We start from the raw sequence: 15,198 nt of genomic DNA, 5'->3' as shown, positions 1-15,198 counted from the left end.
GCTTCAAGTTCAGCGCCTTCCTTTAACGTAGCAAGCAGTACCCATACAAATACTGATGTTGTATTCTCCTTTGGGATTTAATGAAAATTGTGTGTAGAAAGTTGCAACACCGTAAATTTCAGACATGGGGATATCAAGTTCTTCTGAAATTATCTGTTGAACTTCACGGGGAAGGTATCCGTAAATACCCTGTGCTTCGTGCAAAACCGGAATTAATGCACCCTGTGTGTTTTTGTAGCCTTGAATAATTTCTCTGAGCTTAGCCTCCTGCTCTTTTGTTCCTTTGAATTTAACAGAAGTCATAGTCTTTTTGCTCATTATTTTGCCTCCTCACAAAATTATATGTTAGAAACGGAATGTCAAAAAAATAACAATCCGTTAACATTCCTAATCATTATATCAAATAGATAACGAAAAATCAATATATATTTAATATAAATGTAAAATATTTTAAAAAAAAGCCGTACTTTTCAGTACAGCTTTTTGAAGACGAAAAATTTATATAAACAGTGAAGAGAAGGTGGCTACAATAAAGCAACAAATTATTCCTAATATGGTAGGAAGAACAATTGAAAGCAGAGTATATTTTAAACTACCTGTTTCTTTTTTTATAGTAAGACAGGTTGTGGCGCATGGAAAATGAAACAGAGAGAAAATCATAGTACAAAGTGCAGTAACAAAAGTCCAGCCATTTGCAATAAGAAGCTGCTTCAGTTCAAAAAGACTGCTGAATTCGGTAAGCTCACCTGTAGCAAGATAGCTCATTATAACAATTGGCATAACTATTTCATTTGCGGGAAATCCCAAAATAAAAGCAAATAGAATATATCCGTCAAGTCCTATTGCTTTTGCGAAAGGGTCTAAAAAAATAGCGCATTGGGACAGTAAAGCAGTATTGCCTATTTTTATATTTGCAAGCAGCCAAATGATAATTCCTGCAGGAGCAGCTACAGCAACAGCTCTTCCCAAAACGAATAAAGTTCTGTCAAAAATTGAGCGAACAATTACTTTTCCTATTTGCGGTGAACGGTAAGGAGGAAGCTCTAAAGCAAAGGAAGAAGGAATTCCTTTCAAAATCGTTTTGGATAAAAGCTTTGAAACAAGGAGAGTCATAACAACACTCAAAACAATAGCAAATACTAATAAAAGTGTTGAGGTAACAGAGGAAAGCAGTCCTATATTTGAGCCTACAAAAAACATTGTAATAATTGAAATAAGGGTAGGAAATCTGCCGTTACAGGGGACAAGATTATTGGTAACAATTGCAATAAGACGCTCTCTTGGAGAATCTATAATTCGGCATCCCGTAACGCCGCAAGCGTTACAGCCAAAGCCCATACACATAGTTAATGACTGCTTGCCGTGAGCATTTGCTTTTTTGAAAAATTTATCAAGGTTAAAGGCAATTCTCGGAAGATATCCCGAATCTTCCAAAAGTGTAAACAGTGGGAAAAATATTGCCATAGGAGGAAGCATTACGGCAATAACCCAGGTTAATGTTTTATACATACCTTTTAAAAGAATATCACTTAATACTTGAGGTGCTCCGCGCATAGCATTTTCAAGCCAAATTCCTATTTGATTAAATAGCTCGGAAAGCAGCTGTGACGGATAATTTGCACCTACTATCGTTATATAAAAAATTAAGCCGAAAAGCAATAGCATAACGGGGATTCCTGTTGCTTTAGAGGTTAACAGCTTATCAATTTTTCTGTCACGTTTATTGCTATCGGAAGAAGAAAAAACACATTTGCTGTAAATATCGTGCGCTTTTTCCCATATTGTATTTATATCTGATTGCTCATATTCTTTGTCCGAAGGTGCTTTTTCGGATTGAAGATAAATAGCTTCACAAAGCTCATTCATACCTTTTTGGCTTCTTGCTGCTGTTTGTATTACAGGTACGTTTAACAACTCCGAAAGCTTTTCAATGTCAATGTGTATCCCTTTCTTTTCAGCTTCATCAATTAAATTAACACAAACTATAACATTGTCTGTTATTTCAAGACATTGAAGCACTAAATTGAGATTTCTTTCAAGACAGGTAGCATCTGTAACAACAACAGTAACCTCAGCTTCCTTACTGTAAAGGTAATCACGGGTAATTTCTTCTTCAAGAGAGCTTGCATAAAGGGAATAGGTGCCGGGTAAATCAACAATTTTAAAATTTTTATCTCTATAAGTATAGTTCCCGTAAGCACATTCAACTGTTTTTCCTGTCCAATTGCCGGTATGCTGTTTAAGTCCTGTTAAGGTGTTGAAAACTGTGCTTTTTCCCACGTTTGGATTACCTGCCAAAGCTACTGTTGTATGGGAGTTACTCATTTGGCAGTCCTCCTGAAATTATTATCTGTCGGGCATCCTCTTTTCGAAGAGCTATAACAGCGCCACGTATATCATAAGCAATAGGGTCTCCGCAAGGACTTTTTTGAAGAGCAGTTACTATCGTACCTTTTACAAGGCCTAAATCCAAAAGACGTCTCGTTTGATTGGAAGATTTAATTGCTTTTACGTAAGCACTCATTCCTATCGGTAATTTATCTAAAGTATTCATAATATAATCTCCTTTGGTATCCACTATCAATATATACTGCTTAAAGTTTTTTTGTTACATAAAAATTAAGTTTTTTGTGTTTACTGTCCGTTTTATTGTACATATATGTATGTATAATAAAGACATAAATAAAAAATAACGAAAGGAAACAGAACAATGATTATTATATTAGCACTTTTTGTAACAACCTTTTATACTTTGACAGTAGCAATTGATAAGCTTTCATAATCAAAAAAGAGCTGAAAGAAAAACTTCTTTATGAAGCAAATCTTTCAGCTCTTTTTTTATATAAAAAAACGGGCGGAAAATCCGCCCGAAAATTTATTTAGACATACTTTGTTCGTATTGCTGAATCATCTTTTTAACCATCTGACCGCCGATAGAACCAGCCTGTCTTGCTGTGATATCACCGTTATAGCCTTGCTTTAAAGTAACGCCAACTTCACGTGCAACTTCGTTTTTCATATTGTTAAGAAATTCTTTGTTTTTCATTTTAATTCACCTCCGTTTGTATCAGTATCGAAAATATTTTGTGCTTTAAACGAAGGTTAATACAATGAATTTTTTGACAATAAAAATTTTTATGCTGTTTCGATAGAAGCAGCGTCGTTTAGCTTAAGCAATTCAACTGCTTGTTCACGCATTTTGTATTTTAATATTTTTCCTGCAGCGTTCATAGGGAATGAATCAACAAAAACAACGTGCTTGGGAACCTTGTGCTTTGCCATATGAGTAAGCACAAATTCCTTTATTTCTTCTTCACTTGATGTAACATCAGGCTTTAGAATTACACACGCCATAATTTCTTCGCCGTAATCCTTATCAGGAACGCCGATAACCTGAACATCGGAAACCTTTGGATGAGTATAGATGAAATCTTCAATTTCTTTGGGATAAATATTTTCGCCGCCTCTGATAATCATATCTTTAATACGGCCTGTGATTTTAAAGTTTCCGTTTTCATCACGTCTTGCAAGGTCGCCGCTGTGAAGCCAGCCGTCTTTGTCAATAGCTGCAGCAGTTGCTTGGGGCATTTTGTAATAGCCCTTCATAATGTTGTATCCACGGGCGCAAAATTCACCGTCAACATTATTAGGTAATTCTTCACCTGTTTCGGGGTCTACAATTTTACATTCAACACCGAAAATAGCACTTCCTACAGTATTTACTCTTACGTCAATAGAATCGGTTGTCTTAGACATTGTGGTAGCAGGAGAAGCCTCGGTCTGACCATAGGTAATACAAATCTGAGGCATATGCATTTTTTCAATAACTTCTTTCATAACCTTGATAGGACAAGGACTTCCTGCCATAATTCCGGTACGCATATGTGAAAAATCGGTTTTATCGAAATCGGGGTGAGAAAGCATAGCAATAAACATAGTGGGAACACCGTGAAATGCAGTGATTTTCTCTTTGTTGATACAATCTAATCCTTTTTTAGGAGAAAAAGCAGGAATAGGGGACATAGTAACACCGTGAGTAACAGATGCTGTCATGGCAAGTACCATTCCGAAGCAGTGGAACATAGGAACCTGAATCATCATTCTGTCGGCAGTGGATAAATCCATACAGTCACCGATGGCTTTTCCGTTGTTTACAACGTTGTAGTGGGTCAGCATAACTCCCTTGGGGAAGCCTGTTGTTCCCGAAGTGTATTGCATATTGCAAACGTCATGCTTGTTAATAGAAGCAGCACGACGGAATACCTCTTCAACAGGAACAGAATCAGCAAGTGCAATTGCTTCATCCCAAGAATAACAGCCTTTTTGATTTGATTCGACAGTTATAATGTTTCTTAAAAATGGTAGACGCTTCATAAAAAGCTGCTTGCCTTTTTCGTGGTTCTCAAGCTCAGGGCACAATTCTTTAATGATAGAAATATAATCGGAATCCTTGTAGCCGTCAACCATAACAAGAGTATGAGTATCAGATTGCCTTAAAAGATATTCAGCCTCGTGGATTTTATAAGCTGTGTTAACAGTAACAAGAACAGCACCTATTTTTGTTGTTGCCCAGAAGGTTATATACCATGCAGGAACATTTGTAGCCCATATAGCTACGTGGTCACCGGCTTTAACACCCATAGCAATAAGCGAACGTGCAAAGGTGTCAACATCATCACGGAATTCCTTGTAAGTTCTTGTATAATCAAGAGCAGTGTATCTGAAAGCATATTGGTCGGGAAATTCATCAACAACTCTGTCCAAAAGCTGAGGGAAGGTCAAATCAATAAGATGATTTTTGGGCCAAATAAATTTACCTGTTTTTTCAGCATTGTCATAAAGCTTTCCGCGAGTTTCTCCAATGCCTATATAAGGTGCCATAAAATTCGCAAAGTGAGGAAATACAATTCCGGCAGAAGATAAATCAGGAGCGTATTTTTTGAGCCATTCCAAAGAAATATAGCCCTCGTAATTTATTGAACGAAGAGCAAGAAAAACATTTTCAAATGGAAGGTCGCCTTCTCCTACAAGACGGTAGGAAACCTTGCCGTCGATTACAACAGAATCCTTGACGTGCACATACTTAATATATGCGCCTAAATTCTGAAGGGTTTGTTCAGGAGATTCATTGTTGTATCTGAAAGGATGATGAATATCCCACAAAGCACCTATACTGTCACTCTGTAATGAATTAAGCAAATCGGCAAGACGCTTAGTATCTGAATATACACCGTTTGTTTCAACAAGAAGCGTTACGTTTTCTTTTTCGGCATAGGGAATAAGCTGTTTCAGAGCATTAAAAACAACGTCATCATCAACCTCACCGTCGGGAAAGGCTTTTTCGTCACCTAAAACTCTTATATACGAGCTTCCTAATTTTCCGGCAAGAGAAATATATTCTTTAAGGTCGTCAATAGCTTCCTGTGTTTGTTGAGCGTATTTTAAGCTTTTTCCTGAAGATAAACAGGGAATTTCCAAATGTAACTCTTTGAGATGTTCGATAGTTTTAGGTAAGTTTTCATCGGTAAAGGGTTTTGCCTTTACATCAAATATACTATCTCCTAAACCTCTCATTTCTATACCGTGAAAGCCAAAATCTTTAGCAAGGGTATAGATGTCCGACCAACTGAAATCAGGACAGCCCAATGTTGAAAAAGCGATTTTCATAATTATTACCTTGACCTTTCTTGCTCACTTTTTAATAAGTGAGCTATGTTTTGCCGAAAAAACAAAAAAGCCTTCGTCTCACCGGCATAAAATGCAAGAGACGAAAGCTGAAAATACTTCCGTGGTACCACTCTTATTGGTAAAAATTACCCACTCTGTGACATCAAACAATGTCTCCTCATAGATAACGGGAGGAACTCCGTCTGCCCTTACTGAATTTCAGGACAGCCACTCATGGGTGAGTTTGAAAAGCTTCTTACATTACCTCGCACCAAACGGTAACTCTCTGAAGAAAAGAAAACAATTCTTTTTCCCAATCATTGTGTTTTAATTTTTTATAATTATAGCAGAAAGGAAATTTCTTGTCAACAGTTTTTTATAACGTTTTATATTTATCTTATTTTTGCAGAAAATAAATTATTGAAAATTTATCTTTACAAAATTATGAGAATATTGTATTATATAAGATATGTATAAATGGATAATTGCGGATTTTGATTAAATTTCTGGCAATAAGCTTATGAAAGGATAATGAAAATGGCAAATAAGAATTTTTTAGCTTTTGATTTCGGCGCATCCAGCGGACGTGCAATAGTAGGTAGTTTTGACGGTGAAAAGATTACTCTTACTGAAACACATAGATTTTTAAATGAACCTGTTACAATAGGAAAAACTTTTTATTGGGATTTCCTGAGGCATATGCACGACATTAAAAAAGGAATTTTAAATACTGTAAATGCAGGATATAAAATCGAAAGCATAGGAATAGATACCTGGGGTGTGGATTTCGGTCTTTTGGATGAAAAAGGAAGATTGCTTTCAAATCCCATTCATTATCGTGATATAAGAAATGACGGAATGATAGAGCTTGTAGATGAATTGCTTGGCAAAGATAAGGTTTATGAGCAAACGGGTATTCAGTTTTTAAGCTTTAATACCATAAATCAGCTTCTTTCATATACAAGAGAGGACCCTGAAACTTTAAAAAGAGCAAAAACTTTGCTGTTTATTCCCGATTTGATGGCTTATTTCTTAACAGGAGAAATGTCTACTGAGTATACTATTGCTTCTACCTCTCAGATGCTCAATCCTAAAACAGGGGATTGGTCTGAGCCTATTCTTGAATTTTTGGGAATAGATAAAGCTTTATTCCCAAAAATAGTTGACCCTACTGACAGTAAGGGTAAGCTTTCCAAAGAGATTTGTGAAGAATTGGGAGTAGAGCCTATAAAGGTAGTTGCCGTTGCTGAACATGATACCGGCTCTGCAGTAGTAGCTGTTCCTGCAAAGGCTGATGAAGATTTTATTTATATAAGCTGCGGCACCTGGTCTCTTATGGGGGCAGAGCTTGAAAATCCGATGATAAATAAAGAAACCTTTGAGGCAAATGTTACCAATGAGGGTGGAATAAACAGAACTACAAGATTTTTGAAAAATATAATCGGTCTTTGGATTATGCAGGAATCAAGACGTCAATGGGAGCGTGAGGGTAACAGCTTGTCATTTAAGGATATTGATGAGTTTACCGCAAAGGCACAGCCTCTTAAGTGCTTTATCAATCCTTCCGACGATTTGTTTATGGCACCCGGAAATATGCCTAAGAGAATTTATGATTACTGTAAAAACAGCGGTCAGGCTACTCCTGACAGTATAGGAGAAATATCTCGTTGTATTACTGACAGTCTTGCTATGGAATATTGCTATACTCTTGAAACAATGGAAAAATTACTTTCCAAAAAATATGATACTATTCATATTATCGGTGGCGGCGTAAAGGATAAATTCTTATGTCAATGCACTGCAAACGTTACGGGCAGACCTGTTGTTGCAGGCCCTGTTGAAGCGACTGCATTAGGTAACATTGGAGCGCAGCTTTTAGCAAGCGGAGAAATAAAAGACCTTGCACAGATGAGAGAGGTTATTGCAAATTCATTCCCCTGTGAAAGATATGAGCCTCAGGATACAGAGCTTTGGAAAGAAGCTTATCAGAGATTTTTGAAGGTTACCAAAAGAGCATAACAGCTTTAAAGTGTATAATAATATTATTTAAAAATGAAATGGTGGTGAATGGGCATACATTATGCTTTAATTAAAAAGCGTTAATGTTTTGCTTGAAAAAATGTTTGGATACGATATAGGTATAGATTTAGGTACAGCAACAGTGCTTATTTATATAAAAGGAAAGGGAATAGTTTTACAGGAGCCGTCCGTTGTAGCTATTGACAGCTATACAAAAAAAGTTCTCAGAGTAGGCTTAGAGGCTCAGGAAATGCTTGGAAGAACTCCCGGAAGCATTGAAGCTATAAGACCTTTGCGTGACGGCGTTATTTCTGATTTTGAAGTAACTGCTAAAATGCTTAAATACTTTATTAAGAAGGTTTGCGGAAATACAATTTTTAAGCCCAGAGTAGTAGTATGTATCCCAAGTATTGTTACAGAGGTTGAAAACAGAGCTGTGCTTGATGCTGCATATCAGGCAGGCGCAAAATGGGCAGAGGTAATTGAAGAACCCAAGGCAGCGGCTATGGGCGCAGGAATTGATATTTCAAAGCCTAACGGAAATCTTATTGTTGATATCGGCGGCGGTACATCTGACGTTGCAGTTATTTCCTTTGGTGATATTGTTAATTCACGTTCAGTTAAAATTGCAGGAGATAAATTTGACGAAGCTATTGTTAAGCATATCCGTAAAAATCACAATGTGCTTATAGGTGACAGAACAGCAGAAGATATAAAGATAAAGATTGGCTGTATGGTGCCAAGAGAAAGCGATATTTCAATGGAAGTAAAGGGCCGTTGTTTGCTTACAGGTCTTCCTAAAAATATTACTGTTTATTCATCGGAGATTATGGAATGTCTGTTGGAGCCTGCTGCTACAATTACAGAGGCTATACACGCTGTTCTTGAAGAAACACCACCTGAGCTTGTAGGTGATATTTCTGTAAACGGAGTTTATATGACAGGCGGCGGAAGCCTTGTTTACGGATTTGATAAGTATATTTCAGGTAAAATCGGTATTGACGTAAGAATAGCAGATGACCCCGTGTGCTGTGTTGCTAAAGGAACAGGATATTCTCTTGAATATATCAACGTTTTGAGGTCATCAGGTAAAAACCGTTTGTTTATTAACTAAGCTTTAAAATTTAAAAGATACCTTTTGCAGAGTTGCTTTAAAGCACTTTGACAAAGGGTATCTTTTTTTAGAATAATTATCTCTTTTAAAATAATAATAGTTTATATCACATTATTTAAAAAGAGGTATAGCTGTGAAAAAATATAATATTGTTTCCTTGATTTCAATACTTATTGTTTTAATATGCACGGTTGTTATTTTAAATGAAAAAAGCACGGAGATTGAAATAATAAAGCCTATAATTACAACATTAAAGCAGACGGTTTCCTCAAACGGAAGAATTGAACAGAAAAAAACAAATAAAATATATCCCGAGTCAAGCGGATATGTTGAAAAGTTTTACGTTGAAGTAGGACAGAAGGTAAAAAAAGGTGACGAAATTGCGCTATTTATCAAATATGAAGCTTCAAATATGGATAATATATCAATCCCCGACGGAATAGATATTCAAAATTATATTGATAATTATTCAGATGAATATGAAAAAGAGGTTATTATAGCTAATACAGACGGAACAATAACACAGCTTAATTCTTCTGCCGATAAAACAAAGCCTGTTGCTATAATATCTGATTTAACGGATTTGTATATAAAAGCTGATATAAACGAAGCTCAAATTTCCAATGTTTATGTAGGTCAACAGGTAATAGTTACAGGGGACGGCTTTGAAGGTTTTGAGTATACGGGAGAGGTGACATATATTTCTCCTGTTGCAAAGCAAGTAAGCCATACGACGTATACGGAAACGGTAGTATCTGTAACAATAGATATAATAAACGCAGATGAAAAAATACGTCCCGGTTTTTCTGCAAATGTAGGGATAATAACACAGGTATCGGAAAACGCTCTTACTGTGCCACACGAAGCGCTAAGCTACGATGAAAATAATAAAAGCTGTGTATATATTCTAAAAAACGGAAAAATAGAGTCAAATTATGTTGAAACAGGGTTAATGAGTACAAATTTAATTGAAATTACAAGCGGAATAGAAGACGGGGATATTATAATAAAAAATCCGCCTGAAAATTTAAAAACGGTGCAAGTGTTTAAATTGAGGTAAACGATGCTTAAAGATATAATAAAAAACGCATTTAAAAATTTGAAGAGAAAAAAACTACGTACTTTTCTTACAATGTTAGGTATAATTATAGGTATAAGCTCTGTAACCACCATACTTTCAATAGGAAAAAGCGGAGAAGAGGCTATAATGAGTGAGTTTGACCGTTTTGGTCTCAACGGACTTACTGTAAAAGGAGTTGTTGACGAAAACGGAGTAAAAGGACAGCTTGATTATAAAAAAATGTCACTTATTAAAAAAAGTGTAAATGACGTAACGCAAATAATGCCTGTAATTTATTATTACGGTAACGTTACAACAAATGCAGGTAATAAAGAATGTATGGTATGGGGAATAGGAGACAATGCCAAAAAAGTAATCTCTCAAACAACAATTTACGGAAACAATATTTCAAAATCTGATATTATGACCTCATCAAATGTCTGTATAATAGATAACGTTTTATCGAAGAAGCTTTTTAATAAAGAAAACAGTGTAGGTATGGAGCTTAAGGTATTAGTAAACGGAGTAGCAATAAAGTTAAAGGTAAAAGGGGTAGTAAACGTCAAAGAAAGTATATTGATGAATACTGCCGGTGATTATATCCCTTCTTTTATTTATATGCCTTATACAACAATAGAAGATAATTTAAAGGTAAAAGAATTTGACCAGCTTGTTATAAATGTAAAGGACGGAAAAGATTTAGACACAGTCGGAAATAAAATAATATCTCTTTTATCTGCAACAACAAATACTCAAAACGGCTACTATGTTGAAAATATGGTAAAACAAAAGCAGAAAATAGAAAACATAATAAATATTGTAACGGGAATTGTTTCTGCGGTTGCAGGAGTTTCCCTTGTTGTTGGCGGATTGGGAATAATGACAATAATGCTTGCAGCGGTAACAGAAAGGAAAAGAGAAATAGGAATAAAAAAAGCAGTAGGGGCAACGAAATGGCACATTTTAAGTGAAATTTTAGCCGAAAGCGTTATGATAACTCTTATGGGAGCAGTAGTCGGATTAGTGTTAAGTGCCGTAATTGTAGGTGCTGCAAATGTATTTTTAGGCTTTGAAAGCAAAATAAATATAATAATTATGCTATTGTCCTTGATTTTTTCTGCATTTGTTGGTATAATTTTCAGTGTATACCCTGCTAAGAAGGCGTCGGAGCTATTGCCGATAAATGCTTTGAGAAACGAATAGAGCAGTTATGTGTCGGAGGACAGTTGTATGACCTTGTTTTGTGATTGCAGAATTAACAGCGAAATAAAAGAAAATATCGAAAAATTGGGATACAATTATTTTCTTGTAGATCCAATCGACGAGCTTGAAAGTGCTGTTGCATCGCATCCCGATATGCAGCTTTTCAAACGAAAAGACGGAAGCGTTGTTGTGGCAAAGAATGCTAAGAAATCTCTTTTTGAAAAGCTAGATGAAATAAAAGCAAAAATAATTTTAAGTGAAAATATTGTTTGCTCACCATATCCTTTTGAGGTTTCTCTTAACGCTTGCTTTGTGGGAGATACTCTTTTTTGCAATACAGCTTATACCGATAAAAATGTACTTTGTGAAAAAAAGGTACATATAAATCAAGGCTATGCCAGATGTTCTATTCTACCAATAGCAGAAAATGCTTTTATTACTCAGGATAAAGGGATAAGTAAAAAAGCAAAGGAAAATGGTTTTGAGGTATTGGAGGTAAATCCTTATGATATTTTGCTTGAAGGCCATAACCACGGATTTATCGGAGGCTGTGGCGGACTTGTAGAAAACACTCTTTTGCTTTACGGAAAAGCAAATGAAAAAATGCGTGAGTTTGCAAAAGCTTTTGAAATAGAAATAAAAGAGCTTTATAATGGACCTCTAACTGATTTCGGAAGCATTATAGCTGTTTAGAGCATATAATGTACGGGGTGATTATATTGCGCTGTACATCTAAGAAAAAAAGCCGTTCTTTTAAAATTTTTTCTATTATTCTTATTTTTATATCTTTGTTGATAATATTTATAATAGTTGATTTGAAAACAAGACCTATTGTAAAATCTTCACTTGCAGCACAAGCAGACAGAGAGGCTGTAAAAATAATAAACGATATTGTTATAAAAGAGCTTGAAGATGTAACATATGAAAGTCTTGTAGATGTAAGCAGAGATAATGAAAATAATGTTACCTCAATTCAGACAAATATCAAGCAACTTAATTTACTTAAAGCAAGGCTAAATAAAGAAATGCTGAGCTATATTGAAAAAATGGAAAATGAAAAAATAAAAATTGCATTGGGAACCTTGACCGGTAATGAATTTCTTCTGGGAAGGGGCCCCGAGATAACATATATTCTTGATATATACGGAATTGCGCACACTTCTTTTATAAATAACTTCGAAGCTGTAGGAATAAATCAAACAAGGCACAGTATTTTTATAGAAATCACAGTAGATGTAGGCGCAATTCTTACAGGGTACCGAACATCAAGCGAGGTTACTACGTCGGTACTTGCGGCAGAAACAATAATTGTTGGAAAAGTTCCACAGTTTTATTCGGGCTATAATCGTTTAATCGAAAATCTTAATTAGGAGAAAATAATGGAAGCTGAAAAAAGAATAGACCAATTGATTGCTGAAATTGAATATCATAACCGTCGTTATTATAATGAGGATAACCCCGAAATTTCCGATTATCAGTACGATATGCTTTTAAGAGAGCTTGAAAAGCTTGAAGAGCAATATCCTCATTTAAAAAGAGCTCATTCTCCTACGCAACGAGTTGGCGGAGAAGCTTTAAAGGGCTTTGATGAGGTAGTTCATCAGGTGCCCCTTGAAAGTCTTCAGGATGCTTTTTCTTTTGAAGAGATAGAGGACTTTGACAGGCGGGTAAGAGAAGTAGTTGATAATCCTACTTATGTTGTTGAACTAAAAATTGACGGACTTTCAGTTTCTCTTGAATATGAAAACGGAGTTTTTATAAGGGGAGCTACAAGAGGTAACGGTATAGTAGGAGAAGATGTAACGCAAAATTTAAAAACAGTTAAATCTATTCCCTTGGTTTTGGAAAATGCACCTCAAAGCCTTATTGTACGTGGCGAAGTTTATATGCCTAAAAAAAGCTTTGAAGCAGTAAATGAAGCAAGAGAAAAAAATTCTGAACCCTTGTTTGCAAATCCAAGAAATGCCGCAGCAGGATCTTTAAGATTGCTTGATAGCAAAATTACAGCTTCAAGAGGTCTTGACATTTTTGTATTTAATCTTCAGGTAAGCTCTGAAGATATAGCATTAAATCACTTTGAAAGTCTTGAATATCTGAAAAAATTAGGCTTTAAGGTAAGTCCGTGTTTCAATAGATTTAATAATATTTCCCAAGTAATCGAAGAAATAGACAGATTGGGACAAATGAGAGAAGAGCTTAGTTTTGATATCGACGGAGCTGTTGTTAAGGTTGATAGCTTTACAGATAGAGGAAGATTGGGAAGCACCTCTAAGTTTCCTAAATGGGCAATAGCTTTTAAATATCCACCGGAAAAGAAGCCTACAAAGCTTATTGATATAGTTATAAACGTAGGAAGAACAGGAGTACTTACTCCTAACGCTGTTTTAGAGCCTGTAAGACTTGCAGGAACAACTGTGTCAAAAGCAACCTTGCACAATAAGGATTATATTTCCCAAAAGGATATAAGAATAGGTGATACTGTAATTGTTCAAAAGGCAGGGGACATAATTCCCGAAATTGTTGAGGTTGATAAATCAAAGAGAACAGGAAATGAAAAGGTATTTGAAATGCCTAAGCTTTGTCCTGAATGTTCATCGCCTGTTTTTGAAGACGAGTCAGAGGTAGCTGTCAGATGTGTAAACCCCGAATGTCGTGCACAGACGGTGCGCAATATTATACATTTTTGTTCAAAGCCTGCTATGGATATTGAAGGCTTAGGTACGGCAGTAGTTGAAACTTTGGTACAAGAGAGTATAATAAGCTCTTCGGCTGATTTGTATTATATAAAAAAAGAAGATATTGAAGCTTTGGAGCGTCAAGGCGAAAAATCTGCACAGAATTTGATGGATTCAATTGAAAAATCAAAAGAGAATGACCTTTCTAAACTGCTATTTGCATTAGGTATAAGAGGAGTCGGAGAAAAGGCGGCAAAGGTTATATCAAAGAAATTCAAAACTCTTGATAATATAGAAAATGCACCGTATGAAGAACTGGTTGAAATTGATGATATAGGCCCTGTAATTGCTATGAGTATAGTACAGTTTTTTGAACTTGAGTCTACAAAGCATCTTATAACAAGACTCAGAGAAGCAGGGGTAAATACCTCTTCCAAAGAAACTGCATTAAGCAATAAATTTGAAAATATGACCTTTGTTTTAACAGGAACGCTTGAAACTCTTAAACGTGATGAAGCGGCGGCTTTGATTGAAAAGCACGGCGGAAAGGTTTCTTCGAGTGTTTCTAAAAAGACAAGTATTGTAGTTGCGGGAGAAGAAGCCGGAAGCAAACTGAAAAAAGCAAATGAGCTTAATATAACTGTTATTTCCGAACAGGAATTTTTAAATATGATAGGAGAGTAATTAAAATGGCAATCGAAAGAGAGGATATTCTTCATATAGCAAAGCTTTCAATGCTGGAAATTGATGAAGAAAATATCGAAAAATTGAGTAAGGACTTTAATAATATCGTAGATATGGTTGATAAGCTTGGAGAGCTTAAATGTGATGAGGAGCTTGAAATATCAACAGAAGGTCTTTATAACGTACTTAGAGCTGATGAGGTTAAGGAATCCTTTGACAGAGATAAAATTCTTGAAAATGCACCTCAGAAAAAAGCAGGCTGCTTCTTTGTACCTAAAATCGTAGAATAGGATTTTTTCAGACTTGAAAGGAATGTTATAAAAATGGAATTGTGTAAACTTACTATAACGGAGCTTTCAAAAATGCTTCGTGAAAAGAAAATAAGCGCTTCTGAGCTTACAGCAGACGTATACACTCAAATAGAAAAGGTTGAAAATGACGTAAAAAGCTACATAACCTTGCAAAAGGATGAAGCTATGAAAAAGGCGGCTAAAATTGATGAAAAATTTGCCGCAAATGAAGATATGCCTTTGCTTGCGGGAATTCCTGCGGGAATAAAGGACAATATATGCACACAGGGTATAAAAACTACCTGTGCTTCAAAAATTCTTGAAAATTTTGTACCTCCCTACAGCGCAACTGTTATGAACAGATTTGAAGAACAGGGGGTAATTACTGTAGGAAAGCTCAATATGGATGAATTTGCTATGGGCTCTTCCTGCGAAAACTCCGCATTCTTTAAAACTAAAAACCCTCACGACCTTGAAAGAGTTCCC

The 15,198-nt window shown here is 35.7% G+C and carries 14 protein-coding genes; 9 read left to right on the top strand and 5 right to left on the bottom strand.

All coding sequences use genetic code 11. The annotated features are described in order from the left end of the window. Positions 1-9 precede the first annotated feature (9 nt). From E7480_08045 to E7480_08025, 5 genes are all read right to left on the bottom strand, one after another. A complete protein-coding gene (locus tag E7480_08045; GenBank protein ID MBE6904540.1) occupies positions 10-318 on the bottom strand; it encodes a hypothetical protein in 309 nt (102 codons plus the stop codon). A gap of 180 nt (positions 319-498) precedes the next feature. Next, the gene (locus E7480_08040) at positions 499-2,325 is read right to left on the bottom strand and encodes a ferrous iron transporter B (protein MBE6904539.1); all 1,827 of its coding nucleotides are present in this window, start codon (positions 2,323-2,325) and stop codon (positions 499-501) included. Further along, positions 2,318-2,554 carry a ferrous iron transport protein A gene (locus E7480_08035; protein MBE6904538.1) on the bottom strand — a complete coding sequence of 79 codons (237 nt, stop codon included), beginning with the start codon at positions 2,552-2,554 and terminating at the stop codon, positions 2,318-2,320. The genes E7480_08040 and E7480_08035 overlap by 8 nt, the downstream gene beginning before the upstream one ends. 321 nt (positions 2,555-2,875) lie before the next feature. Continuing rightward, positions 2,876-3,046 (bottom strand): alpha/beta-type small acid-soluble spore protein, encoded by a 171-nt coding sequence (locus E7480_08030; protein MBE6904537.1) that lies wholly within the window; start codon positions 3,044-3,046, stop codon positions 2,876-2,878. Between the two features lie 89 nt (positions 3,047-3,135). After that, positions 3,136-5,667, bottom strand: a complete 2,532-nt coding sequence (locus E7480_08025; protein MBE6904536.1) for an AMP-dependent synthetase — start codon at positions 5,665-5,667, stop codon at positions 3,136-3,138. A gap of 537 nt (positions 5,668-6,204) precedes the next feature. Here E7480_08025 and E7480_08020 point away from each other — a divergent pair. The 9 genes from E7480_08020 to E7480_07980 form a co-directional block, all read left to right on the top strand. Beyond that, positions 6,205-7,686, top strand: coding sequence for a rhamnulokinase (locus E7480_08020; GenBank protein ID MBE6904535.1), 1,482 nt, complete (start codon positions 6,205-6,207; stop codon positions 7,684-7,686). A gap of 100 nt (positions 7,687-7,786) precedes the next feature. Continuing rightward, positions 7,787-8,800: an MreB/Mrl family cell shape determining protein gene (locus E7480_08015; protein ID MBE6904534.1), complete on the top strand. Its 1,014-nt coding sequence runs from the start codon at positions 7,787-7,789 to the stop codon at positions 8,798-8,800. Between the two features lie 133 nt (positions 8,801-8,933). Continuing rightward, positions 8,934-9,860 carry an HlyD family efflux transporter periplasmic adaptor subunit gene (locus E7480_08010; GenBank protein ID MBE6904533.1) on the top strand — a complete coding sequence of 309 codons (927 nt, stop codon included), beginning with the start codon at positions 8,934-8,936 and terminating at the stop codon, positions 9,858-9,860. A gap of 3 nt (positions 9,861-9,863) precedes the next feature. Next, positions 9,864-11,063: an FtsX-like permease family protein gene (locus E7480_08005; GenBank protein MBE6904532.1), complete on the top strand. Its 1,200-nt coding sequence runs from the start codon at positions 9,864-9,866 to the stop codon at positions 11,061-11,063. A 27-nt stretch (positions 11,064-11,090) separates the two neighbouring features. After that, complete coding sequence (locus E7480_08000) at positions 11,091-11,756, top strand: hypothetical protein (GenBank protein ID MBE6904531.1); 666 nt, start codon at positions 11,091-11,093, stop codon at positions 11,754-11,756. 8 nt (positions 11,757-11,764) lie between these two features. Then, positions 11,765-12,433, top strand: a complete 669-nt coding sequence (gene yunB / locus E7480_07995; GenBank protein MBE6904530.1) for a sporulation protein YunB — start codon at positions 11,765-11,767, stop codon at positions 12,431-12,433. Between the two features lie 9 nt (positions 12,434-12,442). After that, positions 12,443-14,422 (top strand): NAD-dependent DNA ligase LigA, encoded by a 1,980-nt coding sequence (gene ligA, locus E7480_07990; protein MBE6904529.1) that lies wholly within the window; start codon positions 12,443-12,445, stop codon positions 14,420-14,422. A 5-nt stretch (positions 14,423-14,427) separates the two neighbouring features. After that, positions 14,428-14,712, top strand: a complete 285-nt coding sequence (gatC, locus tag E7480_07985) for an Asp-tRNA(Asn)/Glu-tRNA(Gln) amidotransferase subunit GatC (protein ID MBE6904528.1) — start codon at positions 14,428-14,430, stop codon at positions 14,710-14,712. A gap of 33 nt (positions 14,713-14,745) precedes the next feature. Then, on the top strand, positions 14,746-15,198 hold a 453-nt coding region (locus tag E7480_07980; GenBank protein MBE6904527.1), incomplete at its 3' end, for an Asp-tRNA(Asn)/Glu-tRNA(Gln) amidotransferase subunit GatA.

Source organism: Oscillospiraceae bacterium (genome assembly GCA_015067255.1).
Lineage (GTDB): Bacteria > Bacillota > Clostridia > Oscillospirales > SIG519 > SIG519.
This window is presented reverse-complemented; position numbering and strand designations above follow the sequence as displayed.

Excerpts from the sequence above, each read along its gene's own strand:
- E7480_08045 (MBE6904540.1), bottom strand. The coding sequence starts at position 318 with ATGAGCAAAAAGACTATGACTTCTGTTAAATTCAAAGGAACAAAAGAG.
- E7480_08025 (MBE6904536.1), bottom strand. The coding sequence starts at position 5,667 with ATGAAAATCGCTTTTTCAACATTGGGCTGTCCTGATTTCAGTTGGTCG.
- E7480_08000 (MBE6904531.1), top strand. The coding sequence starts at position 11,091 with ATGACCTTGTTTTGTGATTGCAGAATTAACAGCGAAATAAAAGAAAAT.
- E7480_08035 (MBE6904538.1), bottom strand. The coding sequence starts at position 2,554 with ATGAATACTTTAGATAAATTACCGATAGGAATGAGTGCTTACGTAAAA.
- gatC (MBE6904528.1), top strand. The coding sequence starts at position 14,428 with ATGGCAATCGAAAGAGAGGATATTCTTCATATAGCAAAGCTTTCAATG.
- E7480_08020 (MBE6904535.1), top strand. The coding sequence starts at position 6,205 with ATGGCAAATAAGAATTTTTTAGCTTTTGATTTCGGCGCATCCAGCGGA.
- yunB (MBE6904530.1), top strand. The coding sequence starts at position 11,765 with ATGTACGGGGTGATTATATTGCGCTGTACATCTAAGAAAAAAAGCCGT.
- E7480_08015 (MBE6904534.1), top strand. The coding sequence starts at position 7,787 with ATGTTTGGATACGATATAGGTATAGATTTAGGTACAGCAACAGTGCTT.
- ligA (MBE6904529.1), top strand. The coding sequence starts at position 12,443 with ATGGAAGCTGAAAAAAGAATAGACCAATTGATTGCTGAAATTGAATAT.
- E7480_08005 (MBE6904532.1), top strand. The coding sequence starts at position 9,864 with ATGCTTAAAGATATAATAAAAAACGCATTTAAAAATTTGAAGAGAAAA.
- E7480_08030 (MBE6904537.1), bottom strand. The coding sequence starts at position 3,046 with ATGAAAAACAAAGAATTTCTTAACAATATGAAAAACGAAGTTGCACGT.
- E7480_08040 (MBE6904539.1), bottom strand. The coding sequence starts at position 2,325 with ATGAGTAACTCCCATACAACAGTAGCTTTGGCAGGTAATCCAAACGTG.